Source organism: Streptomyces sp. NPDC045899 (assembly GCF_056431485.1).
Genome location: NZ_JBWKKP010000019.1, coordinates 72,362 through 99,297, shown reverse-complemented (window position 1 = coordinate 99,297; position 26,936 = coordinate 72,362). Strand labels below are relative to the sequence as shown.

18 protein-coding genes are annotated in these 26,936 nt (G+C 75.3%); 15 read left to right on the top strand and 3 right to left on the bottom strand.

The features are described from left to right. Nucleotides 1-40: 40 nt before the first annotated feature. The 13 genes from AC07FT_RS25830 to AC07FT_RS25770 all read left to right on the top strand — a co-directional run bounded on the left by AC07FT_RS25830 (nucleotide 41) and on the right by AC07FT_RS25770 (nucleotide 22,148). Complete coding sequence (locus tag AC07FT_RS25830; RefSeq protein ID WP_479178274.1) at nucleotides 41-556, top strand: 2Fe-2S iron-sulfur cluster-binding protein; 516 nt, start codon at nucleotides 41-43, stop codon at nucleotides 554-556. After that, a complete protein-coding gene (locus AC07FT_RS25825; protein WP_479178273.1) occupies nucleotides 553-1,542 on the top strand; it encodes an FAD binding domain-containing protein in 990 nt (329 codons plus the stop codon). Before AC07FT_RS25830 ends, AC07FT_RS25825 begins: the two co-directional genes overlap by 4 nt. Further along, entirely contained in the window at nucleotides 1,539-3,668 is a 2,130-nt protein-coding gene (locus tag AC07FT_RS25820) for a xanthine dehydrogenase family protein molybdopterin-binding subunit (protein ID WP_479178272.1), read from the top strand. The genes AC07FT_RS25825 and AC07FT_RS25820 overlap by 4 nt, the downstream gene beginning before the upstream one ends. 192 nt (nucleotides 3,669-3,860) lie before the next feature. Further along, nucleotides 3,861-4,391 (top strand): nucleotide exchange factor GrpE, encoded by a 531-nt coding sequence (locus AC07FT_RS25815; RefSeq protein WP_479178271.1) that lies wholly within the window; start codon nucleotides 3,861-3,863, stop codon nucleotides 4,389-4,391. Nucleotides 4,392-4,424: 33 nt separating this feature from the next. Beyond that, nucleotides 4,425-6,002: an Hsp70 family protein gene (locus tag AC07FT_RS25810; RefSeq protein ID WP_479178270.1), complete on the top strand. Its 1,578-nt coding sequence runs from the start codon at nucleotides 4,425-4,427 to the stop codon at nucleotides 6,000-6,002. Nucleotides 6,003-6,055: 53 nt separating this feature from the next. Further along, a complete protein-coding gene (locus tag AC07FT_RS25805; protein WP_479178269.1) occupies nucleotides 6,056-8,734 on the top strand; it encodes a hypothetical protein in 2,679 nt (892 codons plus the stop codon). A 67-nt stretch (nucleotides 8,735-8,801) separates the two neighbouring features. Further along, nucleotides 8,802-9,959: a TRAFAC clade GTPase domain-containing protein gene (locus AC07FT_RS25800; RefSeq protein ID WP_479178268.1), complete on the top strand. Its 1,158-nt coding sequence runs from the start codon at nucleotides 8,802-8,804 to the stop codon at nucleotides 9,957-9,959. A gap of 6 nt (nucleotides 9,960-9,965) precedes the next feature. After that, entirely contained in the window at nucleotides 9,966-11,798 is a 1,833-nt protein-coding gene (locus tag AC07FT_RS25795) for a GAP1-N2 domain-containing protein (RefSeq protein ID WP_479178267.1), read from the top strand. 4 nt (nucleotides 11,799-11,802) lie between these two features. Next, nucleotides 11,803-14,613, top strand: a complete 2,811-nt coding sequence (locus AC07FT_RS25790) for a hypothetical protein (protein WP_479178266.1) — start codon at nucleotides 11,803-11,805, stop codon at nucleotides 14,611-14,613. A gap of 31 nt (nucleotides 14,614-14,644) precedes the next feature. Beyond that, the gene (locus AC07FT_RS25785) at nucleotides 14,645-15,037 is read left to right on the top strand and encodes a hypothetical protein (RefSeq protein ID WP_479178265.1); all 393 of its coding nucleotides are present in this window, start codon (nucleotides 14,645-14,647) and stop codon (nucleotides 15,035-15,037) included. Nucleotides 15,038-15,046: 9 nt separating this feature from the next. After that, the gene (locus AC07FT_RS25780) at nucleotides 15,047-15,940 is read left to right on the top strand and encodes a hypothetical protein (RefSeq protein ID WP_479178264.1); all 894 of its coding nucleotides are present in this window, start codon (nucleotides 15,047-15,049) and stop codon (nucleotides 15,938-15,940) included. A 68-nt stretch (nucleotides 15,941-16,008) separates the two neighbouring features. Next, a complete protein-coding gene (locus AC07FT_RS25775) occupies nucleotides 16,009-19,392 on the top strand; it encodes a CHAT domain-containing protein (RefSeq protein ID WP_479178263.1) in 3,384 nt (1,127 codons plus the stop codon). Between the two features lie 188 nt (nucleotides 19,393-19,580). Further along, on the top strand, nucleotides 19,581-22,148 hold the full coding sequence (locus AC07FT_RS25770; RefSeq protein ID WP_479178262.1) for an ATP-binding SpoIIE family protein phosphatase: 2,568 nt from the start codon (nucleotides 19,581-19,583) through the stop codon (nucleotides 22,146-22,148). A 19-nt stretch (nucleotides 22,149-22,167) separates the two neighbouring features. Here the strand turns inward: AC07FT_RS25770 and AC07FT_RS25765 are convergent, their stop codons facing one another. Further along, a complete protein-coding gene (locus tag AC07FT_RS25765; RefSeq protein ID WP_471202488.1) occupies nucleotides 22,168-22,542 on the bottom strand; it encodes a winged helix-turn-helix transcriptional regulator in 375 nt (124 codons plus the stop codon). Nucleotides 22,543-22,712: 170 nt separating this feature from the next. Here AC07FT_RS25765 and AC07FT_RS25760 point away from each other — a divergent pair, with 170 nt between their 5' ends. After that, nucleotides 22,713-23,666 (top strand): NADP-dependent oxidoreductase, encoded by a 954-nt coding sequence (locus AC07FT_RS25760; protein ID WP_471202699.1) that lies wholly within the window; start codon nucleotides 22,713-22,715, stop codon nucleotides 23,664-23,666. A gap of 222 nt (nucleotides 23,667-23,888) precedes the next feature. Here the strand turns inward: AC07FT_RS25760 and AC07FT_RS25755 are convergent, their stop codons facing one another. Then, a complete protein-coding gene (locus tag AC07FT_RS25755) occupies nucleotides 23,889-24,752 on the bottom strand; it encodes an NAD(P)H-binding protein (protein ID WP_479178261.1) in 864 nt (287 codons plus the stop codon). Between the two features lie 80 nt (nucleotides 24,753-24,832). Here AC07FT_RS25755 and AC07FT_RS25750 point away from each other — a divergent pair, with 80 nt between their 5' ends. Continuing rightward, nucleotides 24,833-25,783 carry an AraC family transcriptional regulator gene (locus AC07FT_RS25750; RefSeq protein WP_479178260.1) on the top strand — a complete coding sequence of 317 codons (951 nt, stop codon included), beginning with the start codon at nucleotides 24,833-24,835 and terminating at the stop codon, nucleotides 25,781-25,783. Here the strand turns inward: AC07FT_RS25750 and AC07FT_RS25745 are convergent. After that, nucleotides 25,734-26,933, bottom strand: coding sequence for a glycosyltransferase (locus tag AC07FT_RS25745; RefSeq protein WP_479178259.1), 1,200 nt, complete (start codon nucleotides 26,931-26,933; stop codon nucleotides 25,734-25,736). The genes AC07FT_RS25750 and AC07FT_RS25745 overlap by 50 nt on opposite strands. Nucleotides 26,934-26,936 lie beyond the last annotated feature (3 nt).

The following is a 26,936-nucleotide window of genomic DNA, read 5'->3' as shown; positions in this document are numbered from 1 at the left end:
TGCGTGACATCCCGGCGGGACGACGAGCAAGGACAGGACCATGGACGTGGAGATCACGCTGCGGGTGGACGGTACCGAGCACCGGCTGACCGTGGACACCCGTACGACGCTGCTGGACGCCCTGCGCGAACGACTGGGGAACACCAGCCCCAAGAAGGGCTGCGACCACGGACAGTGCGGCGCCTGCACCCTCCTGATCGACGGCCGGCGGGCCCTTGGCTGCCTCGCGCTGGCCGTGGCCCACCAGGGCGCGGACGTCGTCACCGCGGCCGGACTCGCCGACGGTGACGGCGGCGGGCTGCATCCGCTCCAGCGGTCGTTCATCGCCCATGACGCCTTCCAGTGCGGCTACTGCACCCCGGGCCAGATCGTCTCGGCCTGCGGGATGCTGGCGGAGGCGGAGGCGGGCTGGCCCAGCGCGGTGAGCAAGGACCCCGGCGCCACCGATGTGGTGCTGGACGACGAGGAGATCGCCGAGCGGATGAGCGGCAACCTGTGCCGCTGCGCCGCGTACGCCAGTATCGTCCCGGCCATCGCGGAGGTGGCGCACCGATGAAGCCCTTCCGCTACGAACGCGCCGATGACGTGTCCTCCGCGGTCACCGCGCTGGCCGAGGAGCCGGAGGCGGTGTTCCTGGCCGGGGGCACCAATCTGGTGGACCTGATGCGGCTGGAGGTGGCCACCCCCGAGGTGCTGGTCGACGTACGGCGGCTGACCTCGGACCGGATCGAGGAACTGCCCGACGGGGGCTTGCGGATCGGCGCGGCCGTCCCCAACAGCGACCTGGCCGCCGACGACCGGGTCCGGCGGCGCTATCCGATGCTCTCCCAGGCCCTGCTGTCCGGCGCCTCGGGTCAGTTGCGCAACGTCGCCACCACCGGCGGCAACCTGCTCCAGCGCACCCGCTGCCCGTATTTCCAGAACGTCACCACACCGTGCAACAAACGCGCACCGGGATCGGGCTGTTCGGCGCTGGAGGGACATCAGCGCGATATGGCGATCCTGGGCTCCTCCCCCGCCTGCGTGGCCACCCATCCGTCGGACATGGCGGTGGCGCTGGCCGCCCTGGACGCGGCGGTCACGGTGCGCGGTACGGACGGGGAGCGGCGGATCCCGGTGACCGGACTGCACCGGCTGCCGGGGGACACCCCCGAGCGGGACACCGTGCTGACCCGCGGTGAGCTGATCACCGGGGTCGAACTGCCCCCGCCCGCCCATCTGATCCCCTCCCGCTACCGCAAGGTGCGCGACCGGGCGTCGTTCGCCTTCGCGCTGGTCTCGGTGGCCGCCGCGCTGGACGTGGCGGACGGCACCGTACGGGAGGTGCGGATCGCGCTCGGCGGTGTGGCGCACAAGCCGTGGCGGGCCACCACCGCCGAGTCCGCGCTGCGCGGCGCGCCCGCCACCCGGGAGAGCTTCCGGGACGCGGCGGCGGCCGAACTGGCCCGGGCGACCCCGCTGCCGGGCAACGCGTTCAAGGTGCCGCTCGCCCGGAACACCATGGTGAGCGTGCTGCTCGAACTGCTGGAGGAGGGGCGATGAGCGACGTCCGCGCACGGCCCCACGCCATCGGCAGCCCGATGGACCGCATCGACGGTGCGCAGAAGGTCACCGGCACCGCCACCTACGCCTACGAGTGGCCGGTGGAACACGCCGTCCACCTGTACCCCCTCCAGTCGGCCATCGCCGCCGGACGGATCACCTCGGTGGACACCGCCGAGGCGGAGGCCGAGCCCGGGGTGCTCACCGTGCTCACCCATCTCAACGCACCCTCGCTGACCCGCCCCGACGACCCCGAGCTCGCCGTGCTCCAGACCGATGAGGTGGCCTGGCGCGGGCAGTTCACCGGTGCCGTGGTGGCCGAGACGCCGGAGGCCGCGCGCGCCGCCGCCGGGCTGGTCCGCTTCGGCTACGCGCCGCGGGAGCACGACGTGGTGCTCCGCGCGGACCGCGACGACCTCCGCACACCCGAACACGCCGCCCAGTTCGGCTCGGCCCCCGGCGACCTCCAGGACGGCTCACCCGCCGACAGCCTGCTCGGGGACGCGGACGCGGCGCTGGACTCGGCCCCGGTCCGGCTGGACGCCACCTACACCACGCCGATGTACCACAACAACCCGATGGAGCCGCACACCGCCGTGGTCAGCTGGGACGACGGCGCGCTGACGGTGTACTGCTCCACCCAGGGCTCGTCCTTCAGCCAGATGCTGATAGCCGGGGTGCTGGGGCTGCCGCCGGACCGGGTCCGGGTGATCTCGCCGCACGTCGGGGGCGGTTTCGGTTCGAAGGTCTACCCCCACTCGTACGCGGTACTGGCCGCGATGGCCGCCCGTACGGTGCGCCGCCCGGTGAAGTTCGCGCTCACCCGTCAGCAGATGTTCGCCCTGGTCGGCTACCGCCCCGCCTCGATCCAGCGGATCCGGCTGGCCGCCGACGGCGACGGCAGGCTCACCGCCGTCGCCCACGAGGTGGCCGAACAGACCGCCAAGGCCAAGGGGTACGCGGACCAGGTGGCGGTGTGCACCCGGCTGATGTACACCGCCCCGCACCGCCGCACCACCCACCGGCTGGCGCCCCTGGACATCCCGGTGCCCACCATCATGCGGGCGCCGGGCGAGGGGCAGGGGATGTTCGCGCTGGAGTCGGCCATGGACGAGATGGCCCTCGCCTGCGGGATGGATCCGGTGGAGTTCCGGATCCGCAACGAGCCGGAGGTCCACCCCGAGTCCGGACTGCCGTTCTCCAGCCGCCATCTGGTGGCCTGTCTGCGCGAGGGCGCCCGCCGGGCGGGCTGGGAGCGGCGCGACCCCGCCCCCCGGGCGCGCCGGGACGGGCGCTGGCTGCTGGGCAGCGGGGTGGCGGCCTCGACGTACCCCTCACCCCGGCTGCCGGGGAGCAGCGCCACCATCCGGGTCACCCCCGACGGCCACCACCGGGTGCTGATCGCCGCCGCCGACCTGGGCACCGGCACCTGGACCACGCTCACCCAGATCGCGGCGGACGCGCTGGGCATCCCGGTCGAGCAGGTGGAGGTGCGGATCGGGGACACCGCGCTGCCGCCGGCGTCGGTGGCCGGGTTCTCCTCCGGGATCAGCAGCTGGGGCAGCTCGATCTGCGCGGCGGCGGAACGGCTGCGCCAGGTCCTGGAGTCCGACCACGGCGGTACCGTCCCGGCACAGGGCCTGGAGGTCACCGCGGACATGCCCGCCAACCCCGACGAGGACCGCTACGCGATGCACAGCTTCGGCGCCCAGTTCGCCGAGGTGCGGGTGGACCGGGACACCGGCGAGGTGCGGGTGGACCGGCTGCTGGGGATGTTCGACGTGGGCCGGGTCATCAACCCCAAGACCGTCCGCTCCCAGCTGACCGGCGGGATGACGCAGGGGATGTCGATGGCGCTGTACGAACACAGCGTGCTGGACCCGAGGTTCGGACATGTGGTCAACCACGACTTCGGCCAGTACCACATCGCCGCCAACGCCGATGTGCACGCGGTGGAGGCGCACTGGGTGCATGAACGGGATCCGCACACCAATGCGATGGGGTCCAAGGGCGCGGGCGAGGTGGGCATCGTCGGCACGGCCGCGGCCATCGCCAACGCGGTGTACCACGCCACCGGGGTCCGGGTCCGCGACCTGCCCATCACCCTGGACAAGCTGCTGCCGTAACCGCTTGCCGTCAACTCCGCGCGTCGCACCGCCAGTTCCACCTCCGGTCGCGGCGATTGCGCTAGGGTCTGATGCGCCGCACAGACTCGGCCGCACAGACTTCGGGGGGCGCGCGTGCCGGAGACGGAACCCAGTACGACGACCGAAGATCCGGTCACGGCCGAAGATCGGTTCACGGCCGGAGAACCGGCCGTGGCGGAAGAACCGGCCGCGACCGGCGGCGGGCTGGAGCACGCCGTCGCCGGGTTCACCGCCGCGCTGGCGCGGCAGCAGGATCTCGCCGACCGGCGCGAGGAGATCATCACCCGGCTGCACACCGAACTCCAGGAGCTGCGCCGCGGCGAGCTGGACACCGCCCTGGACCTGGTGCGGCACGGCCTGATCCGGCTGTACGACCGGATCCTGCGGCAGGCCGAGCAGATCGACGCCCCGCTGGACACCGGTGAACTGCGCACGCTGCTGCGGGCGCTGGCCGATGAGGCGGCGGACACCCTCGCGGGCACCGGCACCGAGCGCTACGCCCCGCGGGAGGGCGAGCCGTTCGACGCGGCGCGCCACCGCCCGGTGGGGCGCGCCGAGGCCGCCTCACCGGAGGCGGACCGCACCGTGGCGCGGGTGGCGGCGGCCGGATTCGCCCGCGGTGAGCGGGTGGTGCGCAAGGCCGAGGTCGTGGTGGCGCGCTGGGTGCCGCCGGGCGGTGCGCCGCCGGCCGCGGGGCAGTGATCGGGGCAGGGAAGGACAGCGGAGGGGGCACGTATGGCCGTCTACGGCATCGACCTGGGAACCACGTATTCGTGCATCGCCTGCGTGGACGACGTGGGCAGACCCACTGTGCTGCGCAATCTCGAGGGTTCGGACACCACCCCCTCGGTCGTGTACTTCGAGAGCGCGGACGGCACCGTGGTGGGCCAGTCCGCCAAGGACGCCGCCGTGGTGGACCCGGAGGCGGTGGTGCAGCTGATCAAGCGGGACATGGGCGAGGCGGTGACCCGCGAGTTCCACGGCCGGTCGTTCACCCCGGAGGAGATCTCCGCCCGGGTGCTGCGCAAACTCGCCGACGACGCGCGGATCAGCGGCGGCCACGAGGTGCGGGACGTGGTGATCACCGTTCCCGCCTACTTCGGGATCGCCGAGCGCGACGCCACCCGCAAAGCGGGCGAGATCGCGGGTCTGCGGGTGCTGGACGTGGTGGCCGAACCCATCGCGGCCGCCCTCGACTACGGCACGCTGGGCGCGGGCGCGGACGGCGGTGACCGCGCGATCCTGGTGTACGACCTGGGCGGCGGCACCTTCGACACCACGGTGCTGACGCTGCGCGGCACCGAGCTGAAGGTGGTGTGCACCGACGGCGCCAAGGAGCTGGGCGGCTCCGACTGGGACGACCGGCTGGTGCTGCACCTGGTGGACGCCTTCCGGACCCGGTTCCCCGACGCGGGCGATCCGCTGGCCGATCCGCAGACCGAGACCCAGCTGCGCAAGGACGCCGAGGAGGCCAAGAAGGCACTGTCGTTCCGGGGCGCGTACACGGTCCGGGTGATGCACCAGGGGCTGGTGGAGCCGGTCGAACTGACCCAGGAGCTGGTCGAGGAGCTCACCCGGGACCTGCTGGACCGCACCGTCGACCTCACCCGGCGCACCGTGGAACTGGCCCGGGAGCGCGGGGTGGCGCACTTCGACGACGTCCTGCTGGTGGGCGGGGCCACCAAGATGCCCGCGGTGGCCCGGCGGCTGCGCGAGGAGTTCGGCTTCGAACCCCGGCTGCACAACCCGGATCTCGCGGTGGCCCGCGGCGCCTCCCTGTACGCCCTGGACCGCGCGCTGTACGTGATCAACAGCGGTGAGGTGCCCGCCGAGGAGGCGCCGCAGGTGCCCGACACCGGGCGGATCACCCACCAGCCGTACACGATCTCCACCGTCGCCTCGCGCGGCTACGGCATCCAGGTGTGGGACACCCAGCTGGAGCGGGAGTACGTGACCCATCTGGTGCACGCCAACGACGCGTTGCCGGTCGCGGTGGTCCAGGACTTCTACACCATCCGCGCGGGTCAGCGGAAGGTGGACATCAAGGTGATGGAACAGGCCGGTGCGGTCGAGTCCGACGAGCTGGGCCACAACACGGTCGTTGCCGACGGCACGTTGGACATCCCGCCGGACAAGCCCGAGCGCTGGCCCATCCAGTGCGAGTTCACCCTGGACACCTCGGGGCTGCTGACGGTCGTGGCCACCGAACGCGAGACCGGCGAACGGCTGACCCTCACGGTGCGGATCGGCGGGATGACCGAGGAGGCGGTGGAGGAGGCCAGGCTCTCCCTCACCAAGGAGCGGATCGCCTGAACCGGGACCGCCTGGACCGGCCGCTGCCGGACCGCCGTTGGGGGAGGTGAGCGATGGCATTCGACGAGGCGCGCTACCGCCGTGAGGTGCTGGACCACGGGCTGCCGCTCACGGACGACCTGCGCCGGCGCTACCAGCTGGAGGAGCCGCTGACCGCTGCCTCGGTCACCGAGGCGGTGCGGGAGACCCGGGCCTGCTGGCGGCGGAGCCGGTCGCGGCTGAAGTACCGGCCGGTGATCGAGGCGCTGGAGTCCGGACACCCCGTCCACCAGCGGGTGTTCGACGCCGCGGCGGCGGGCGACCTGGCGCCGCTGCGGGCGGCGCTGGCCGACCAGGGCCGCCGCGAGGACGACGGCCGCCGCCGGCTGGTGGCCGCGCTGGAGGAGGCCGCGGACGGGCTCGGGCTGATCGCGCCCGCCACCGTCGAGGAGGTGGCGGCGGCCCACGGGGTCCCCGGGGACCGGGTGCGCGAGGCGCTGCGCGGCGCGGGGATCGAGATCAGGGAGCCGGACGCGCTGCCCGCGGCCCCTCATCCGGCGTATCTGCGCTGCGCCCGGCAGCTGGGGCTGCTGCGGCTGCGCCATGTCGCCGACTTCCTGGCGGCGGACGGCCCCGGCGGCCGGACCGCCGCCCCGCTGGCCCCCTTCGGCCAGCCCCCGCCCGGGGAGCGGGACCTGGACCGGGCGGCCCTCCGCTGGGCCCGGCTGCCGCACAGCGCCGCCCAGACCGCCGCCCACGGTGTGGTGACCGCGCTGCGGCAGGTGCTGGGCGAGCGCGGCCCGGAGGCCCTGGGCGCGGTACTGCGGTACGAACTGGCCGCCTCGGTCCGCGAGCACCGCGCGGCCCGCTCCGGCGCCGCCACCCTGCTGGCCCACGCCGTCGGGGAGTTGTCGGTCACCGAAGCCGACGCCCGGCGGCTGGTCTTCGCCGTCCTCCACGAGCGCGCCGGGGACCCGGTCACCGGGCGGCTGCGGCGGCTGGCCGCCGACGGGCTGCTCGCCGAGGCCGCCACCGTGCTGGACCGGTTCCCGGACGGGGCGCTGCCGGAGGAGACGGCCGGGCTGGCCGCGCATGTCCGGGAGCGGCTGGCCGAGGCGGTGCGGCTGCGCGACCGGGCCGCCGGACTGCGCGGCGGCGATCCGGACCGCGGCTGGGAACTGCTGGAGCGGGCCGGGGAGATCGCCGCGGACCTGCCCGGCGCGGACGCGCTGCGCCGGGCGCTGCCCGCCCGTCCGGTACCCCGGGCCGGGGCGGTCTCCGACGACGCGGGGGTGCTGGTGGAGTGGGAGCCCTCCGCCTCCACCGCCGGGGAGCCGGAGTACGTGGTGGTGCGGCGCGCTGGCCGGCCGCCGCGCTCCGCGCTCGACGGCACCGTCCTGCGGCCGGACTCCCCCGCGGCCACCTCGCTGCGCGACACCTTCGCGCCCGACGGCGCCGCCCTGTTCGTCGGCCGTCCGCTGTACTACGGCGTGGCGGTGCGGCGCGGAGCGGGCCCGGACACCCCGGCGTCCGCGCTCACGGTGTGCGGGCCGGTGTACCACCGCCCCGAGGTGTCGCAGGTGTCGCTGCGGGCGGGTGACGCCACCGTCACCGGCGCCTGGCGGTGTCCGGCCGGGGCGGAGTCGGTGGAGGTGACCCGCGACGTGCACGGCGGGCGCGGGGTGCGGGTGGTCACCCGCCGGGACGGCTTCACCGAGGGCGGGCTGGCCAACGGCACCGTCCACCGCTACCGGATCGCCGTGGTCTACCGCGGCCCGGACGGTTCGCGGACGGTCACCGAGGGCGTCCGGCTCTCGGCCACCCCGGTCTCCCCGCCACGGCCGGTGACCGCGCTGCGGGTGGAGCCGGCGGCGGACGATCCGGCGGCGCTGGTGGCCCGGTTCCCCGCGCCGTCCGGCGGCGACGCGGCGCTCTATCTGCTGGACGGGGCGGTGCCGTGGTCCGAGGGGACTCGGCTGCCGGTGGCCGGACTGCGGCCCGCCGCCCGTCCGCTGACCGCCGCACCGGCCCCCGGCGGCCTGCGGTTCGCGGTCCCGGCGCGCAGCGCCACCGTGCTGGTGGTGACGGTGGCCGGGGACGAGGCGGTGACCGGTCCGCACCGGCGGGTCGAGGTGCTGCCGGGGCTCGGCCGGATCGAGGCGCGGCGGCTGGGCGGTGAGGTGTCGGTGGCGTTCGACTGGCCCGCCCACGGGGTGGACGCGGCCGAGGTGTCCTGGACGGTGGGCGGTGCCCCGGCGGACCGCAGGACCGTCACCCGCGCCGCGTATCTGCACGGCGCGGGCGTCCGGATCCCGGTGGCGGATGGCGCGGCGGTGGAGATCGAGGTGCGGGCGGTGGCGTCCGGCGCCGGGCCGCGGGTGGGCGGCGCCCCCTCGTCCGTCTCGCTGCCCGCGCGGGTCGAGGTCGGCTACCGGCTGCGCCGGTCCGGGCTGCCCGGACGGCGCGCCCTGCGCGCGGTGTTCACCGCGGGGTCCACGGTGCGTGCCGAACGGCTGCTGCTGGTACGGGCGTACGGCGAGAGCTGGCCGCTGACGCCCGGGGACGGCGAGACGCTCGGTGAGCTCCGGGACGTCGAACTGCCCGCCGGGCGGCCGGTGGAGCTCACCGTGCCCGCGCCGGGTGGGAAGGGGCCGGGCGGAAAGGACTGCTGGCTGCGTTGCTTCGCCGTCGGCGACGGGGTGCTGCTGCGCGATCCGCCGACACATGAACTCCAGGTGGGGCGAAGGGCATGAGGGGGACGGGCGTGCGGCGGACAGCGCGGGTCGAGCGGGCGCGACGGGTGAAGCGGGTGGACGAGTGATGAGGTTCGGCAAGGGTGGGCGCGGGCGGCGCACCTGGGTGTGTCCGCACTGCTTCCGGCGCCTCGGCCGCGACGGCTTCGGCTTCGTCTGCGTCACGGGCGGCCGGGAGTGTGCCGAGGACCGGCGGCTGGCCGCGGCCGATCCGCTGGACCGCCGCGCGACCTGCGGCACCTGCGGCCACCTCACCACCCGGCGCCGCTGCCACGCGTGCGGGGACCGGCTGCCGGAGGGCTATCTGGAGTCGCCGGGGCGGATCGTGGCGCTCGCCGGGCCGGTCAGCTCCGGCAAGAGCACCTATATCGCGGTGCTGGTGCACGAGTTGCTGCACCGTCTCGGCGATGAGCTGGGCACCTCGCTGGTGCCGTGCGACGACCGCACCACCGACGACTACCGGGAGCGCTACGAGCGCCATCTGTACGACGGCCACCGGACCGTGCCCAAGACCCAGGAGCGGGACGGCGGCCGCCCGCTGGTGTACCGGCTCGGCCGCACCCGCCGCGGCGCGTTCGGCAGGACCCGGGACACCTCGCTCACCCTGGTCTTCCTGGACACCGCGGGTGAACACTTCGGCTCCCGGGACCGGATGGAGACCCAGCTGCGGTACCTCGCGGAGGCCGACGCGGTGGTGGTGCTGGTCGACCCGGGGGACGTGGCGGGGCCCGGCGCGGCGTCGAGCCCGGCCTCCGGCGCGGCGGCGGGCGGCGCGGTCCGCACCGCGGAGCACACCGCCGGTCCGTCGGCGGACGTGCTCACCCGCGTGCTGCGCCACCTCGGCGAGGTGCACGCCCCCGGCGGGCGCCAAAAGGTACCGCTCCCGGTCGGGGTGGCGCTCACCAAGCTGGATCTGCTGTGGCCCCGGCTGCCCGACAACTCCCCGCTGCACCGCACCCGTACGCCCGGTCCGGTGTTCGACTCGGACGACCGGGCCGCCGTGCACACCGAGCTGCGGGCGCTGCTGACCGGGTGGCAGGAGGGCGGGCTCGCCCGGCGGCTGGACCAGTCCTGCGCCGACTACCAGCTGTTCGCCGTGTCGATGCTGGGCTCGTCGCCGCGCGGCGCCGAGCTGGGTCTGGGCGGGGTGCGGCCGCACCGGGTGGAGGATCCGCTGATGTGGCTGCTGCACCGGTTCGGCATGCTCGACCGGGGAACGGGGTGAACCGCCGTGGCCGGACAGGCGCACTACTCCTCCGCCCCTCCCGGCGCCGGTGATCCGCAGGGCGGTTTCCGGTTCACCGCGGTGTCGGCGGACGTCCCGCGCGCCACGCTGGACGGACTGCGGCCGCTGATGGCTTACGCCCCGCCGCCGGGAGCCGGTGCCGAACCGGCGGCCCACCCCGTGGCGTTCGCGTACGACCTGCTCGGCCCGGTGCGCGCGGTGACCCGTATCCGCAGCGTCGGCCAGGACTACACGGGCCGCTGGGGCAACTACTTCTGCCACGCCGTGCTCGCCGCACCGGAGGAGCTGACCGGGCTGCGGCCGGTGGAGCTGTGGGGTGCGCCGCTGTGGGCGGACACCCCGGCCCCCGACGACGGCCGTCCGCTGCCGGAGACCGGTGAACTGCCCCTGGGCAGCGAGGCCGGCCCCGACCGGGTCCGGCGGCTGCTCCGGGAGACCGGTCCGGCGGGCGGACGGCTGCTGGAGCGGCTGCTCGCGGCGGTGCTGGGCGCGCTGGGGCGGGTACCGCCGGACGGCGTGGCGGAGGACCCGGGGCCGGTGGTGCTGGTCTCCTCCTCCGGTGACCGGGTGCTCGACTGGCTCACCGCCGTGTCCTTCGCCCTTCCGGCGCCGCTGGCCGCCGAGTTGACGTTCATCACCTACACCGACCGGCCGGACGAGGAGCCCCGGCTGCTGGTGGGCACCGTCCCCGAGGTGTGGGAGCGCCGGGGCGACGGGCACGGCACCGTCTTCCACCTCGATGGACCACTGCCCGTGGAGGACACCGCCACCGGCAGCGCACCGCACTCCACGGCCGCCGGACTGCTCGCCCGCGCCTGGGCCGAGGACGATCTCGACGTCTTCGACACCGTCGCCGACCTCTGGTCCGCGGTGCCCGTGGCGGAAGACCCGGTGGCCCGGCTCGGCACGGTGTGCACCCTGGTCGCGCTCGCCCGGGGCGACTGGGACGCCGCGGATGCCGCGCCCGCGGAGCGGGACGCGCTCGAGGAACTGCTCGGCACCCTCGCGGGGCGCCCCGAGCTCTTACCGCCCGAGGTGCATCGCTCCCTGGCGTCCGGCCCGGCCGGTCTGGACGCGCCGCTCGCCGCCCGGCTGCTCGCCGTCTCCCCCGCGTTCCGGGACGCCGCCCGCCACACACTGGAACGGTCCCTGCTGACGGGCACGTTCCCGGAACCGTCTCCGGAGCCGGGCACGGACGGCGCGGGTTCGGCGCTCGCGCGCTTCGTGACCGGCGCGGTCCGGCTGCGGCTGGCCGAGGGGGACGTGGCACCGGAAGCCGTACGGGACGGCGCGGAGCAGTGGCTGGCGGCCCGCCCCGGTCCGTTCGGCGACACCCTCACCGCGCTGCTGCCGCCGGAACCACGGGGGTCCGTGGTTCCGGCGGGACCGCCGGACGCCACGCTCGCCGACACCCACCGCAGGGCCGTTCTGGCCGGGCTGCTGCGGGCGTTGGAGGGCTCCGCGGCGCTCCGGGACACCGCCCTCACGCCCGAGGTGTGCGCGGCGCTGACCCGCCGCCCGCCCGATCCGCTCGGGACAGCCGAGGGCGGCGAGCCGTGGGCACCGGCGCCGCGCACCGCGCTGCGGGTGTGGCTGAACGGCGCCGGGGCGCACCCCGGGCGGCGCCACGAGGCGGCGCTGCGGGTGCTGCGCCTGTACAAGCACGGTCTGCTGGGCGAGGAGGAGACCTGCGCGGCCGTATGCGAACTGGCCGTCCCCGTCCCTCCACGACCGCCCGACGTGCCGCCCGGCGAGCCGTCCGGGGGCGCCTCCCCGCCAGGGCTGCTGCGGCGCGTGCTGTGGCGCGGCGAGGGGTGAGACGGTGCCTCTCCTCATCCTGCCCGCACAGGCCATCGCGGTGGCGGTGGCACTGTGCCTCAACCTGCCCGCGATGTTGCTGTTCCTGATGGGGCGCCACCTGCTGATCCTGTGGGCGACGCTGGGACGCCCGGTGCCCGGACGGCCCGGACGGCCGTCCGGCCCCGCCGCCGCCTTCCGGCGGCTCGCCCTGGTCGATCCGGAGCTGCCGTCCGCCATCGTCCACGTGTCGTCGCCCGGTGACCGGCGGCCCGGTGGCGACGCGGTGGAACCCGCGTACCGCGCCTATCTCCACGGTCCGGCCCTCCGCGATCTGGGGCGGCTGTACCGGGACACCTGCGAGGACTGGCTCTCGGTGCTCCCGGCAGCCCGGCAGGGTGCCCGGTCGGCCTACGTCCGGAAGGAGTCCGAAGCGCACCAGGCGGTGCTGGTCGGACTCGGCTACCCGGTCTTCCTGCTCGGTCTGCTGCCGGTGCTGGTCCTCGCGGCCGCGCTGTGTCTGCTGGCCGCGGTGGTCCAGTGCGCGCTGTGGGCGGTGGCGTCCGCCGTCCGCGCGGTGGTGTGGTGGGCGCCGCTGGCGGCCGTGGACCGGGCCGGGCGGTGGCGGACGGACCGGGGCGCGGTCTGTCCGCATCTGGAGTGCGGGGAGCCGGTGGCACTGCCGGTGCACCGGTGTCCGGTCTGCGGTGCGGGCCACCGGCAGCTGGTCCCGGGGCGGTACGGGGCCCTGCGCCATGTCTGCCGCTGCGGGGCCCGGCTGCCCGCCTCGCGGGCGTTCGGGGCGCGCCGCCTGGAGATGTCCTGTCCGTCGTGTGCCCGGCCGCTGCCGCGCCGGACGGGGCGCGGGCGGGCGCGCACCCGGACCGTGGTGCTCGCGGGCGGGCCGGACTCCGGTCAGAGCGTGGTGCGTTACCGGGCTCTGGCGGAGGCGCGGGAGCGGGTGGAGGAGCTCGGCGGCGTGCTGCGCCCCGAACCGGTCGCGACGCACGCCACCACGCTGGCCGGGCTGCGCGGTGCCGATGTGCCGCTGGTCGTCTACGATCCGCCCGGCTCGGTGTACACCCGGCAGGAGTCGGTGGACGCCCTGGGCTGTCTGCGGCGCGCCGACGGGCTGGTGTTCGTGGTCGACGCGCCGGCGCTGCCGTCGGTGCGGCGGGCGCTCGCGCCCGACGAGGGCGGACCGGAGGCCGCCGGCCGGGTACCGGTCCCGCCCCGGAATCCGTCCGACACCGTGGACCGGGTGCTGCACGCCGTGGAGGCCCTCCCGGCACGGCGGCGACCCGGCCGGATCGCGGTGGTGGTCACGAAGGCCGCAGCGCTGCGGCGGACCCCGCTGGGCTCGGATCTGCCGGAGGCCGCGGTGGCGTCCGGCACGGAGGTCCGCGACTGGCTGGAGCGCTCCGGCGGCGGCAACCTGGTCCGTACGATCGAGCGGTCCGGCGCCCGGGTCCGGTACGCCGTCGCCGCGGAGGGTACGGCGGAGACCGCCGGTACGGCGCGGGACGGCGCGCCGCTCGGGGGGCTGTTGTTGTGGGCCGCCGGGGTGCGGGTCGCGCGTCGCCGCCTCCCCCGCCTCGTCCCGCGTACCGCCTCCCGGCCCACCGCCCGCGGTGTCCGTCGCCGGACCGCCGCCGAGCGGCTGGCGCTGCGGCAACGGCGGGCCCGTGCGGCGGAGTTGCGGTGGCGGCGTATGTGGTCCGTGGTGCCGGGAGCCGGATGGCGGCCGCTGGCGGCGCTGTTCGCGGCCGGTGAGCGGCGCGCGCGGGCACGCCGCAGTCTCCTGGAGGGCGCCCGTCTCTCCGCCCGGCGGCGGACCGACGGCTGGGTGCCCGGCGGGCGCGAGGGCGGGGCGGCCCGGGGCGCGGGAACGGCGCGCGGCGGACTGCTGACGGCCCATCTGGTGGGGCTGCTGTCCCTGCCACTGGCGGTGTCACTGCTGGTGGCGGGGGCGCTGCCGCCGACGTGGTTCTTCGGGCTGCCGCAGGAGTACGACCGCTGGCGGCGGCCGCTGGCGGATTCGGTCCATGACGTCGACCTGGCCGCGTACACCCCGGGCGCGGACTGGCCCCGGGCGCTGGCCACCTACTCCGCGCCGGGCAGCACCCCGGAGATGGCACGGGAGGGGCACCGCGGGGACGCCTGGTCGTCCAGGGGCAGCCCCCATGACGTGGACCAGTGGGTGCTGCACTTCGGCACACCGGTGCTGATCCACCGCGTCGACAAGGAGTGGGGCAGTGCCCTGGGGCTCGGCGCGGTGGACTACCGGATCGGCTCGCGCTGGGTCACCCCGCCGCGCGGAAGCTGGCAGTTCGATCTGGAAAGGGCCGGTTCGGAGCGCCCCAGCAAGGAGTCGATGGTCCTCAAACGCCCGGTGGAGGTGTCCGCGGTACGGGTGTGGGTGGTGCATACGCGCGACGGCAGCAACGACCGGCTGCGGTCGGTGCGGGTGTGGTCACGGTCGTCGTCGATCGTGCGGCTGCGCCCCTCCACCGACGGCGAGCGGCTGCGGGTGCGGAACACCGCGGCCCGTGACCTGGCCGTGGAGGTGCGCCCACCCGTGCTGCCCACGGGCTGGCGGGCGGTTCCGGTGGGCCGTGCACCGCGTTCGCTCGGACCGCACGGCACGGCCGGGGCCCGCTGGCGGATCGAGCCCCCCGCGGACCGGGCGGCGGCACGCCGGGGCGGCCCGGTGGCGTACGCCGTGCGGATCACGGAAGACGGCCGCACGGTGACCGCGTGGTGCCGCGGCGCGCTGAAGGCCGCGGGAGAGAACACGGCGGAGACGGGATACCGGGTGGTGACAACAACATGTTGATGACGGTGAGTTCACACCTAGGATCGGCTCCGTGACGAGCGACGCCGAACGGAACGAGCGGGACGAGCAGCGGGCGCTGGCCGCGTTCTGCGCGGTGCTGCCCCGGCTGAGGGCCATGCTGCGGGGTCCGGCCTCCCGGGCCCGGCGGGCGGCCGTGGAGCAGGTGGTGCTCGCGGCGCGGCGCGGTGAACCGGTCGGTGAACTGCTGGCCGGGCTGGGGATGGACGGCGCGGAACCCGTCCCGGCCGACGCGTCCCGCGCGACGCTGCCGACGCCCGTGGAGGAGGACCGGCCCGCGCGGGTCACCGGCGTCTACCTCTGCCCGCTGGGCCGGTGTCCACGCGCCGAGGAACGGACGGCCGCCTCGGAACTGCCCTCGTGCGGAGTGCACGACCAGGCCCTGCGCTTCGTCGCCGACCGGTGAGCGCGCGCCATGGTGAGCGGGTTCCTCTCCGAGTTCGGCAGGAAGGTCGCCGAGCGCTGGGCGACCCAGGTGGTCCTGCCCGGCCTGCTGTTCACCTCCGCCCTGGCGGTGGCGTCGGCGCTGGGCCAGCGCCGGTGGGCGGACACCGGGCTGCTGTGGCGCACCCTCGGCGCGTTCGCGGCGGTGGGCGGGGCGGAGCGGCAGGGGGCCGGATCGGCGCGGACCGTGATGCTGGTGATCGGCGTGGTGGCGGTGTCGGTGGCGGTCGCGTTGGTGGCGCGGGCGCTGGGCGGACCGGTGACCTCGCTGCTCTCCGGCCGCTGGCCGTTCTTCCTCCGCCCCCTGGACCGGCGGCTGACGGCCAGGCGGCTGACGGCCTGGCGGGGGTGCGACGCGGCGTACGAGGCGGCCCGGGAGGCGGGCGAGGACGCGTACCGGCTGGGTGAACTGGCCGCGCGGCGCAACGCGGTGGCGCTCACCGTGCCACGGCGGCCCACCTGGACCGGGGACCGGCTGGCGGCCCCGGCGGTCCGGGTGCGGGACCAGTACGCACTGGACCTGACCGCCGCCTGGCCCCGGCTGTGGCTGCTGCTGCCGGACACCACCCGGCAGCCGCTGACCGACAGCCGCCAGGGCTTCGACGAGGCGGCGGCACTGGGCGGCTGGGCGGTGCTCTACGGCGCGCTGGGCGCGCTGTGGTGGCCCTCCGCGGTGGTGGGCCTGGGGGTGGCCGTGGTCTGCCGGCGACGGGCGCGGGAGACGGCCGAGGCGTACGCGGAGCTGGTGGAGGCCGCGGTCGACGTCCATCTGGACGAGCTGCTGGACCGGTTCGACGACGAGTTCCGGCCCGTCCGGCCGGCGCGCGGGGCAGCGGTCACCGAGCGGTTCCGCAAGGGCGTTTGAACCGCGGGTGGGCGGGGGCCGTCCCCGCGGACCCGCGGCGCACCACTGGGCCATCGAAAGGGGGCACCATGCGTGACCGGCTGCTCGCTGCCGTGCAGTCCCGGCTGGACCTGGCGGTCCGTACCGGCGATCTCTCGGGCGCGCAGGCCCCGCTGGCGGGGGAGGAGGCCGACGGACTGTTGGCGTATCTGGCCACCCCGCGTGGGGTGGACGCCCAAGTGCTGTACGCGACGGGGCTGTTGCACTGGTTCCGCGCCACCCTGCCCGGTGAGGAGGGGCAGGAGTCCTGGGCGCTGTCGGTGGTCCTGCTGTGGCCGTTCTATCTGAGCCGGGCGGAGGCGCTGCCCGCACCGGTGCGCGCCTCCTTCACCCGGGCGCTGTCCCCGTCGGTGCGGCCCGCCGGGGAGGAGCTGGTCCGCGCGCACGCGGAGGCCATGGGCAACCTGGCCATGCTGCTGGTGACGCGGCTGGTGCGGGAGCGTACGGACCTGACGGGCGGGCGGGTGGCGGTGCGGCTGCTGCGGGACGCGGAGCGCGTCCTGCCGCCGGGCCATCCGTCCCGTCCGCTGGTGCTGTGCAACCTCGGCTACGCCCTGGTGCTGACCGACCTGTTCGCGCACCGGGGCGAGGGGCCGCTGCCGATGCCGGAGCTGGACGCGGCGGTGACGGTGCTGCGGGAGGCGTTCACCACCACCCCGCGCGCCCATCTCAACCACGCGCGCTGCGCCAACGGGCTGGCACTGGCCCTGCGGTGCAAGGCGACGCTGACCCGGGACCGGCCGCTGCTCGGGGAGTCCGTCGAACTGCTGCGGACGGCGGTGGCGACCGCCACCGAGGTGGACCAGAACCTCCCGCAGATGCGCGCCGACCTCGGAGCCGGGCTGTTGCTGTGGGCGGAGTCCGGGGCGGAGCGTCCCGGCGACGTGGACACCGCCGTGCTCGACGAGGCCCTCGGGTTCCTGGAGCAGGCGATCCCCCAACTGCCCGCGGACAGCGCGGAACTGGAGAACGCGAAGGAGGTGTTCACCCGCGCGACCATGCTGCGCGCCCCGAGCCGGGTCCGGGAGCGGCGCGATCCGCGGACCCGGGAACACCTGAGGGCGCTGGACGGCCTCACGGCGTCGATGGTCCCCCGCCAGGGCGCGGAGGGCTCCGGGGAGAGCGGCCATCCGCTGGCATTCGTGGCCAAGATACTGAACATGGTGTCCGGCGGCGGCACCAGCCGCCACGCGCAGCTCATGGACCTCAGCGCGGCCCTGATGCGCTACCCCGACGAGGTGGGGATGGCGGAGCTGACCGCGAAGGCGCTGGAGACGCTGGCGGCGCAGTTCAGCCATCTGCCCCCGGGGGAGCGCGAGGAGGCGATGCGCGCGTTCCTGGACCGGTCCGAGGACAAGCCGCCCCGGCCGGTGGACACCACCGAGCTCGACGCGCTGCTGGCGGTCCACGACCGGGTACTGCGGGAGATGCCCGAGGACCACCGGGACCGGGTGCTGGTGACGTTCAACCGCCATGGGCTGCTGCTGGTCCGGCACCAGCACGATCCGGAGATGATGTCGCGGGAGAACTGGACGGAGGGGCTGGCCGAGCTGATGCCGCTGTTCCGGGAGGCGGAGGGCGGTTTCCCTGCGGTCCTGGCCAGGATGGGGCTGTCGCCCGACCATGTGGAGGCCCAGGTGATGCTGGGCCACGCCCAGCAGTCGCCCTTCGAGATGCTGGCCCGCACCACCGCCGCCGTCCGGCAGGGACGGCGGCGGCTGGCCACCCTGCCGCATGACGACCCGGCGTACCTCCCGGCGCAGAAGGCCCTGGCCCACGCGCTGTTCGACCACTATCAGCTGGACCACGACGAGGCGGACTTCCAGGAGGCGGCCGGACTGGCCCGCCAGGTGCTGGACGCCCTCCCCGCCACCGATCCGTATGTGCCGTACCTGCTGATGGCCTGGTCCTCCGCGGTGACCAGCCGGATGCAGCACGAGGCGCTCGACGAGCCACGGGTGGCGGACGGGCCGGACCGGCCGAGCAGTGCCGCCGCCCGGCTCGCCTCCAACAGCGCCGCCGACTCCCTGGGGTACCGGGACGCGCCCGGCGCGCTGGAGGCGCTGGAGGACGGACGGGCCTTTCTGCTGTCCACGGCGGTCAACGCCCGCCGGGAACTGAACCAGTTGCGCCGGACCGACGCCGGACTGGCGGCACGGCTGGTGGAGCTGCGCGAGCGGGTGCGGGCGCTCCACGCGCGGGGCGCCTACGGACAGGTGCCGCGCCAGGAGGACTTGGCCGAGTACCGGGAGCTGGCGGTGCAGTGGAAGGAACTGATGGACCGGCTGCAACGGCTGCCCGGTTTCGAGCGCTTCCTGCTGCCCCTGCCGCTGGGGCTGCCGGATCTGCTCCCGGCCGCCGCCGAGGGCCCGGTGGTCAGCGTGAACGTCAATCCGCGCCGCTGTGACGCCCTGGTGCTCCGCCCGGACGGGCTGGTGCCGGTGGCGCTGCCGGGACTGCGCGCCGGGGAGCTGATCGAACAGGCGGAGGCGTTCCACGAGGCGATCGGGGTGCTCACCGGCGGCGGGGGCGGGCTGCTGGCCGGTCCGGCGCGTCAGGTGGTCGGCGAGACGCTGGGCTGGCTGTGGGACGTCCTGGCCGAACCGGTGCTGAACTCCCTGGGGCTGACCGGTCCCCCGCCGGAGGGCGAGCCCTGGACCCGGCTGTGGTGGTCGCCCACCGGACCCCTCAACTCGCTGCCGCTGCACGCCGCGGGCCATCACGGCCGGCCCGGGGACGCGGTGCTGGACCGGGTGGTCTCCTCGTACACCCCGACCCTGCGGAGTCTGATGCACAGCCGGGCCCAGCCGGTGGCGGCCCGGCGCGCCGCGCTGGCGGTGGCGATGCCGGACACGCCCGGCCACGCCCCGCTGCCGCGCACGGTGGACGAGGCGGGTGTGCTGGCCGCGCGGGCCGGGGGCACGGCGCCGCTGGTGGGGGCGGCGGCCACCCGGGAGGCGGTGCTCGCGGCGCTGCCCGGGGCGGCGGTGGCGCACTTCGCGTGTCACGCGGGCAGTGATCCGGCCGATCCGGCCGCCAGCCATCTGCTGCTGCACGACGGGCCGTTGAGCCTGTCCGCCATCAGCGCGCTGCATCTGGACGGGGCGGAACTGGCGTATCTGTCGGCCTGCGGTACGGCGCGCGGCGGCGCGCGGCTGGCGGACGAGGCGATCCATGTGGCCTCCGCCTTCCACCTGGCCGGATACGCGCAGGCGGTAGCGACGCTGTGGGAGATCGGCGATGAGGTGGCGGCCGAGGTGGCCGCCGGTTTCCACGGCGCCCTGGAGGGTGCCCTGACCGCGCCGGACCGGCTGCCCGGGGCGCGGGCGCTGCACACGGTGACCCGGCGGATGCGGAACGCCAGACCGGATGAGCCGTGGACCTGGGCGGCGCTGCTGCACGCCGGGGCATGAGGCCCAGGGGCATGAGGGGGGCCGGTCGGCCGGGCCGTATGGGCCGCATGGGCCGATATCGATCCGACACCGATCCGAAGCGATATTTCATCTTTCATCTACCGATAAACTGGGAAAGACGGAAGGAGTGAGGCACAACGCGGGCATGCGCCGGACGGCCCCGCGCACCCGCGGCCGGAGGTGAGTGCATGGCCGGGCAGATCTCCGTGGACGAGGCCGTCGCCGCCCGGCTGCGTCTGATCGTCAAGGCCGGTGAGGAGCTGCGCGGCGCCGACCTGCTGAGCTTTGTGCTCGAGCATGCGGTGACGGAGTGCGGCGGTCTCGGCGGGATGGTGCATCTGCGCGGCCCCGGGGGCCCGGAGCTGCTGCTCACCACGGCCCACGGCCTGGTGCGCACCATCGCCGGGGGCTGGACGGAGATCGGGGTCGGGAACGGCACCGCCCCGGCCCTCGCGGTGACCCGCGGACTGCCGGTGTGGCTGCCCGCGCGGCCCGGCGAGGACGGCACCGGCGCGGTGCTGCCCGCCGGGACGGGGCTGCTGGCGGTACCGCTGACCGGCGCGGACGGCACGGTGGCCGGGGCGCTGTCGGTGCTGGCCACCGCCGAGGAGCCGGGTCCGGGGTGCCGGGCGGCCCTGGCGGAGCTGGCCGGATGGACCGGCCCGCGGCTGCCGGACCCGCGGGAGTCCCCGCCGGAGCCCTGGCGGGCCGGGGGCGGCCCCGAGCACCGGATCGCCCCGGACTCGGTCAGCCGGGCGCTGTGGCATATGAGCGACGCGTTCTTCGCGGTCGACGCCCAGTGGCGGATCACCTTCGTCAACGTGGAGGCGGAGCGGCTGCTCGGCGCCTCGCACGCACTGCTGGGCCACACGCTGTGGGAGGCGTTCACCCGGCTGGGCGTGGACATCGCGGAACCGGGTCTCCCGGCGCGCTACCGCCGGGCGGCCGAGGCCGGCGCCCCGTCCGGTTTCGAGGTGCGCTGGCCCACCAACCAGCGGTGGTACTACATGCGGCTGGTCCCGGTGCCGGACGGGCTCGCGGTCTACGCGGCCGACATCACCGAGAGCCGGGCGCGGGAGGAGGAGCGCGCCGCCGCCGAGCGGTCGGCGGCCGAGCGCGGTGCCCGGATCGGCGAGCTGACCGACGCGCTCGCCCAGGCGCTGACGATGCGCGAGGTGGTGACCGCGATCGCCGACCGGGTGCTGCCCCCGTTCGGGGCGTCGGGCTTCGTCGTCCAGCTGATCGAGGGGAGCCAGATCCAGGTGGCGGGCGGCGTCGGCTATCCGCAGTCGTTCCTGGAGGCGATCGACGGCTCCCCCATCAGTGATCTCTCGGCGGTCTCGGAGGTCTACCACACCGGGGCACCGGTCTTCATCGACTCGGTCGAGGAGTTCGTCCGGCGCTATCCGACGCAGGCGGACCGTCCGTTCTCCGCCCGCAAGGCGGCGTGGGCGTTCCTGCCGCTGGTCGTCTCCGGCCGGGACATCGGCTGTTCGGTGATCTCCTTCGCCGAGCCGCGCCATCTCACCGGTGAGGAACGCGCCCTGCTCAACGCGCTCAGCGGGCTGATGGCGCAGGCCATCGAGCGGGCCCGGCTGTACGACATGGAGCACACCCGGGCCAAGGAGCTCCAGCGCGGACTGCTGCCACGCACCTTGCCGGCGGTGCACGCGGTCACCACCGCCGCCCGCTATCTGCCCGCGAGCGAGGGGGTCGAGGTCGGCGGTGACTGGTACGACGTGATCCCGCTGTCCGGGGCCCGGGTGGCGCTGGTGATCGGCGACGTGATGGGCCACGGGCTGTCCGAGGCGGCCACCATGGGACGGCTGCGCACGGCCGTGCACACCCTGGCGGACCTGGAGTTCCCGCCCGCCGAGCTGCTCACCCGGCTCAATGACCTGGTGAGCGATTTCGGCGACAGCCTCTACGCCACCTGTCTGTACGCGGTGTACGACCCGGTGACCGCCACCTGCTCCTACGCCCGCGCCGGACATCCGCCGCCGGCCGTGGTCCGGCCCGGTGAGCCGGTGCGGTTCCCCGGCCACGCGCCGGACCCGCCGCTGGGCGCGGCCCGGCCGCCGTTCGAGACCACCGAGGTCTCACTGCCCGAGGGCAGTCTGCTGGTGCTGTACACCGACGGGCTGGTGGAGTCCGCCGCGCGGGACATCGACCGCGGGATGGAGCACCTGGCGCGGACGCTGACCGCCGCGGCGTCCGGCCCCGGCTCCGGACCGGGGGCGCTGCACATCTGGCGGAAGGAGGCGCGCGGCGAGAGCGCGTCCCTGGAGCGGCTGTGCGATGACCTGCTGACCGAGCTGGTGCCCGAGAAGCAGGGCACGGCGGACGACGCGGCGCTGCTGATCGCCCGTACCCATGCCATCGCCCCGGACGACATCGCCACCTGGCCGCTGTCCCCGGGACCGGTGGCGGCGGGCGAGGCGCGCGACCACGTCCGGGAGCAGCTGCTGCGCTGGGAGTTGGCACCGCTGACCACCACCGCGGAGCTGCTGGTCAGCGAGTTGGTGGGGAACGCGGTCCGGCACGGCAAGGGCCCGGTGGAGCTGCGGCTGCTGCGCGGCGAGGGGCTGATCTGCGAGGTGTCCGACGGCAGTCTGACCACCCCGCGGATCCGCCACGCCTCGGAGACCGACGAGGGCGGGCGCGGGCTCCAGCTGGTCTCGGCACTCTCCCACCGCTGGGGCACCCGCTACACGGCGGCGGGCAAGTGCATCTGGACCGAGCAGCGGGTGCCGTGACGCCCCGCCCGCGGGCTCCTCACACCGCGCGGGCGGCCGGGCCGATCTCGTCGAGGTGCGTCTCCACCCAGCCGCGCAGCTGCCCCAGCGGTTCGGAGACGCTGCGCCCCAGGGCGGTCAGCTCGTACTCGACGTGCGGCGGGACGGCCGGATAGACGGTACGGTCCACGAAGCCGCTGTCCTCCAGCCGGCGCAGCGTCTGGGTGAGCACCTTGGGGCTCACCCCCTGCAACCGCCGCTGGAGCACTCCGAACCGCTGCGGTCCGTCCTCCATCGCGCCGATCGCCAGTGCCGACCACTTGTTGGCGAGCAGGTCCAGCACTTCGCGGCAGGGGCACTGGGCGGCGTAGACATCGTGCAGATCATGACGGCCCGAGTCACAGTTGGTGGTCATGGGAACGCTCCTGGCGCGGCTCTGACGAGGATACTTCCCCAAGGGTAGCAGTAGCCCTTGCAGGTAACTACGGCCCATTGGGTAGCTTCGGCCCCCAGTCCAGGACATGCGTTCAAGGCATACGACATGTCCGTGATCCACGAGGAGGACCCGTGTCCGCATCACCGTCCATGCGAGCCATCAGCCAGGACGCGTTCGGCGGCCCGGAGGTGCTGCGTCCGGTGGAGGTGCCCCGTCCCGAACCGCTGCCCACCGAGGTGCTGGTGCGCGTCGTCGCCGCGGGGGTGAACCCGGTGGACCACAAGACCCGCGAGGGCGGCGGGATGGCCGGAGTCCTGGGCGAGCCGCCGTTCATCCTCGGCTGGGACGTCTCCGGTGTGGTGGAGGCGACCGGTTTCGGGGTGCACACCCTGGAGCCCGGGGACGAGGTGTACGGCATGCCGTGGTTCCCGCGCGCCGCGGGCGGCTACGCCGAGTACGTCACCGCCCCGTCCCGGCAGTTCGCCCGCAAGCCGAAGAGCCTCAGCCATGAGCAGGCCGCCGCGGTGCCGCTGGCCGCGCTGACCGCGTGGCAGATCCTCACCGACTCGGCCGGGGTGCGGTCCGGTGAGCGGGTGCTGATCCACGCGGCGGCGGGCGGCGTCGGCCACTTCGCGGTGCAGTTCGCCAAGCACCTGGGGGCCCAGGTGATCGGCACCGCGCGCGCCGCCAAGCACGACTGGCTGCGCGGACTGGGCGCCGACGAACTGGTCGACTACACCGCCGTCCGGTTCGAGGACGCGGTGCGCGACGTCGATGTGGTGGTGGATCTGATCGGCGACGGGGTGGACGACACCAGCACCCGTTCGCTGGAGACCCTGCGCCCCGGCGGCCGTCTGGTGGCGGTGCCCTCGGGCGTCTCCCCCGAACTGATCGAGCGCGCCGCGGCCCGGGGCTTCCACGTCTCCCCCTACCTGGTGGAGCCGGACGGCCCCGCGCTCACCCGGATCGCCGAACTGATCGACGCCGGTGAGGTGGCCGTCGAGGTCGAGGACGTCCTGCCGCTGGACCGGGCCGCCGAGGCGCACCGCCGGCTGGCGGAGGGCCGCACCCGGGGCAAGCTGGTGCTGCGGGTGGCGGACTGACCTCCTGACACGATGAGTGGCGGAGGACCGGCACGGCTGGGGGGAGAATGCCGGACCTCCGCCATCGGACGTCCCATCAGGGGCACGGAACGCCACCGGAACCGCCTTCCGGTGTGTCCGGGAAGCGGCTCCGGCCCCTGTCTATCCGGCCCCGGCACACCCCGGCAATGATCGTTTCAGGAAGCTGCCACGGCGGCCCCGGACCCGGCCGGGGCGATGGCCTCATACGGCCCAGGCACCGCGGGCCGCGCCCTCGCGGGCGAAGTCGGTGAAGTCACGCGGCGCCCGGCCCAGTACCCGCTGGACCCCGTCGGCCAGTTGGGCGTTGCGCCCGTCCAGCAGGGTGGTGAACAGCTCGGTCAGGAACGCCACCAGCTCCGGCGGCAGCCCGTGTCCGGCGAGGACCGCGCCGTACTCCGCCGCGGAGACCGGCAGATAGCGCACCGGACGGCCGGTGACGGCGGTGAGTTCGGCCGCCGCCTCGGCGAAGGTCAGCAGCCGCGGGCCGGTCAGCTCGTGGACACGGCCCGCGTGGCCCTCCCCGGTCAGCGCGGCGACGGCCACCTCGGCGATGTCCTCGGCGTCCACGAACGGCTCCTTGACGTCCCCGGCGGGGAAGACGACCTCACCGCCGAGCACCCCGTCCCGCAGGAGCCCCTCGTCGAAGTTCTGGAAGAACCAGCCGGCCCGGATGACGGTCCACTCGGCGCCGGGCACCGCCACCGCCCGCTCGGCGGGCAGCGCCGCGTCCGCACCGCGGGCCGACAGCAGCACCAGCCGCCGCACGCCGTGCGCCACCGCCTGCTCGGCGAAGGCCCGGATGACGGCCGCGGCGCCGGGGTCGGTGATGTCGGGGTAGTAGGCGAGGTAGGCGGCGGCCGCGCCGCGCAGCGCGGGCGCCCAGGTGTCCCGTTCCTCCCAGTCGAAACGCGTCCCGCCGGAGCGGGAGCCGATCCGCACCGGCACTCCGGCGCGGGTCAGCGCCGCGGCCACCCGGCGGCCGGTCTTGCCGGTGCCGCCGGTGACGAGGACGGGCCGGGCTCCGGTCGCGGCGGCCACGGTGCTGGTATCGCTGTGCTGTGTCATACGGACAGTCAACTGCCCTGCGGTGAGACGGGCCATGGCTCAGCGGCTCACCTCCATACGCGTGCGTCTACGCTGTCGCCATGGACGCTCTGGCGAGTCTGCTCGACGGGCCGCGGGCCCGGGGCGCGTTTCTGCTCCGCGCGGTGATGGAACCGCCCTGGTCGGTGCGGATCGAGGACCGGGCCCCGCTGTGTGTGATGACCATGGCGCGCGGTGAGGCGTGGGTGGTCCCGGACACGGGGCCGGGCTCGCGGCTGCGTCCGGGGGACGTGGCGATCGCCCGCGGCCCGGATCCGTACACGGTCGCCGACGATCCGGCCACCGCGCCACGGGCGTGGATCCTGCCCGGCGAGGTGTGCCGTACGGCCGAGGGCGAGGACCTGGCCGAGACGATGGCGCTGGGCGTCCGCACCTGGGGCAACAGCCCCGACGGCGCGGCCGTCATGCTCATCGGCACCTATCTGCTGGAGGGCGAGATCAGCGGACGGCTGCTGGACGCGCTGCCACCGCTGCTGGTGGTGGCCGGGGAACAGGCGTGCGCCCCGCTGATGCCCCTGCTGGCCGAGGAGATCGTCAGGGACCGGCCGGGACAGGAGGCGGTGCTCGACCGCATGCTGGACCTGCTGCTGATCTCGACGCTGCGGTCCTGGTTCTCCCGGCCGGACGCCGACGCCCCGGCCTGGTTCCGGGCGTTGGGAGATCCGGTGGTGGGCCCGGCGCTGCGGCTGTTGCAGGGCCATCCGGCGCACCCCTGGACGGTGGCCGCCCTCGCCGCGAGGACCGGCGTCTCCCGCGCGGCGCTGGCCCGCCGCTTCACCGCCCTCGTCGGTGAGCCGCCGATGGCGTATCTGACGGGCTGGCGGCTGTCGCTCGCCGCCGATCTGCTGCGGGAGCCGGACGCCACCCTGGCGTCGGTGGCCCGGCGGGTCGGCTACGGCGGCGCCTTCGCGCTCAGCGCCGCCTTCAAACGCGAACGGGGTGTCAGCCCGCGGGAGCACCGCGCTCACCACGCTGTGGCATCCGCAGGCTGACCGGCGCCCCGCGCAGACAGCCGTCCGGACCGCAGCTGGTGGCTCGGTCGTAGAGGTCCATCAGCCGCCGGGCGGACCGGGCGATGTCATAGCGGTCCACCACATCCGGCACCGGGAATCTGCGCGGGCCCGCGGCCGCCTGCTCGCGCAGGGCCCCGGTGAGCGCGGCGGCGCCGGGGCCGATCCGGCGGGCGCCGGGGGCCGCGCCGTCCGGCAGTTCCTCCAGCGCCGGACAGACGGTGTGCAGCACCGGCAGCCCGGCCGCCAGCCCCTCCAGGGCCGCGAGGCCGAACGTCTCCTCGGTGGACGGGGAGACCAGGACGTCCATGGCGGCCAGCAGACCGGGCAGTCCCGCGGGACGGTCGTCGGCGGGGGCCACCGCACCGTCGCGCTCGCCCAGCAGCCGGACCCGTCCGGCCACCCCGAGCCGGACCGCCAGGTCCTCCAGCGCCGCCCGTTCGGGCCCTTCGCCGACCAGCAGCAGCCGGGCCCCGGGCAGTCCGGCGACGGCCCGCAGCGCGGTGTCGAACCGCTTGTCCGCGACCAGCCGCCCCACCCCGCCGACCACGAAGTCCCGTTCGGGGATGCCGAGCCGGGCGCGGGCCGCGGTGCGGGCGGCGGGTGTGAACCGGAAGTGGCGGGCGTCGATCCCGTTGGGCACCAGGTGGATGCGCCGGCTGGAGACGCCCCAGTCGCGCAGCCGGTCGGCGACGGCGGCCGACACCGCGACGGTCGCCGCGCCCAGCCGCTCGGTCGCCAGATAGCGGGCGCGCACCCCTGCGGTCAGCGGACGGCCGTCGATCCGGCGCTCCCCCAGGGCGTGCTCGGTGGCGATCACCGCACGGACCCCCGCGAGACGGGCCGCGGTCCGGCCCAGGACACAGGCCCGGTAGAGATGGGTGTGCACCACGTCGTAGCCGCCGGAGCGGACGGCGCGCACCAGCGACGGCAGGGCGCTCCACCCGGATTCGCCGCCGCCGCGGGTCAGATGGGTGACGGGGGTGCCGTCCGCGCGGATGCCCTGCGCGGTCAGACCCGGGCCGGTGAGGGCCAGGACGTCACAGCGCACCGGCAAGTGGCGCAGCAGCAGTCGCAGTTGCTGCTCGGCGCCACCCGCGCCGAGGCGGGAGATGATGTGCAGAACTCTCATCGG

Excerpts from the sequence above, each read along its gene's own strand:
- AC07FT_RS25830 (WP_479178274.1), top strand. The coding sequence starts at position 41 with ATGGACGTGGAGATCACGCTGCGGGTGGACGGTACCGAGCACCGGCTG.
- AC07FT_RS25825 (WP_479178273.1), top strand. The coding sequence starts at position 553 with ATGAAGCCCTTCCGCTACGAACGCGCCGATGACGTGTCCTCCGCGGTC.
- AC07FT_RS25820 (WP_479178272.1), top strand. The coding sequence starts at position 1,539 with ATGAGCGACGTCCGCGCACGGCCCCACGCCATCGGCAGCCCGATGGAC.
- AC07FT_RS25810 (WP_479178270.1), top strand. The coding sequence starts at position 4,425 with ATGGCCGTCTACGGCATCGACCTGGGAACCACGTATTCGTGCATCGCC.
- AC07FT_RS25805 (WP_479178269.1), top strand. The coding sequence starts at position 6,056 with ATGGCATTCGACGAGGCGCGCTACCGCCGTGAGGTGCTGGACCACGGG.
- AC07FT_RS25800 (WP_479178268.1), top strand. The coding sequence starts at position 8,802 with ATGAGGTTCGGCAAGGGTGGGCGCGGGCGGCGCACCTGGGTGTGTCCG.
- AC07FT_RS25780 (WP_479178264.1), top strand. The coding sequence starts at position 15,047 with ATGGTGAGCGGGTTCCTCTCCGAGTTCGGCAGGAAGGTCGCCGAGCGC.
- AC07FT_RS25775 (WP_479178263.1), top strand. The coding sequence starts at position 16,009 with ATGCGTGACCGGCTGCTCGCTGCCGTGCAGTCCCGGCTGGACCTGGCG.
- AC07FT_RS25770 (WP_479178262.1), top strand. The coding sequence starts at position 19,581 with ATGGCCGGGCAGATCTCCGTGGACGAGGCCGTCGCCGCCCGGCTGCGT.
- AC07FT_RS25765 (WP_471202488.1), bottom strand. The coding sequence starts at position 22,542 with ATGACCACCAACTGTGACTCGGGCCGTCATGATCTGCACGATGTCTAC.
- AC07FT_RS25760 (WP_471202699.1), top strand. The coding sequence starts at position 22,713 with ATGCGAGCCATCAGCCAGGACGCGTTCGGCGGCCCGGAGGTGCTGCGT.
- AC07FT_RS25755 (WP_479178261.1), bottom strand. The coding sequence starts at position 24,752 with ATGACACAGCACAGCGATACCAGCACCGTGGCCGCCGCGACCGGAGCC.
- AC07FT_RS25750 (WP_479178260.1), top strand. The coding sequence starts at position 24,833 with ATGGACGCTCTGGCGAGTCTGCTCGACGGGCCGCGGGCCCGGGGCGCG.
- AC07FT_RS25745 (WP_479178259.1), bottom strand. The coding sequence starts at position 26,933 with ATGAGAGTTCTGCACATCATCTCCCGCCTCGGCGCGGGTGGCGCCGAG.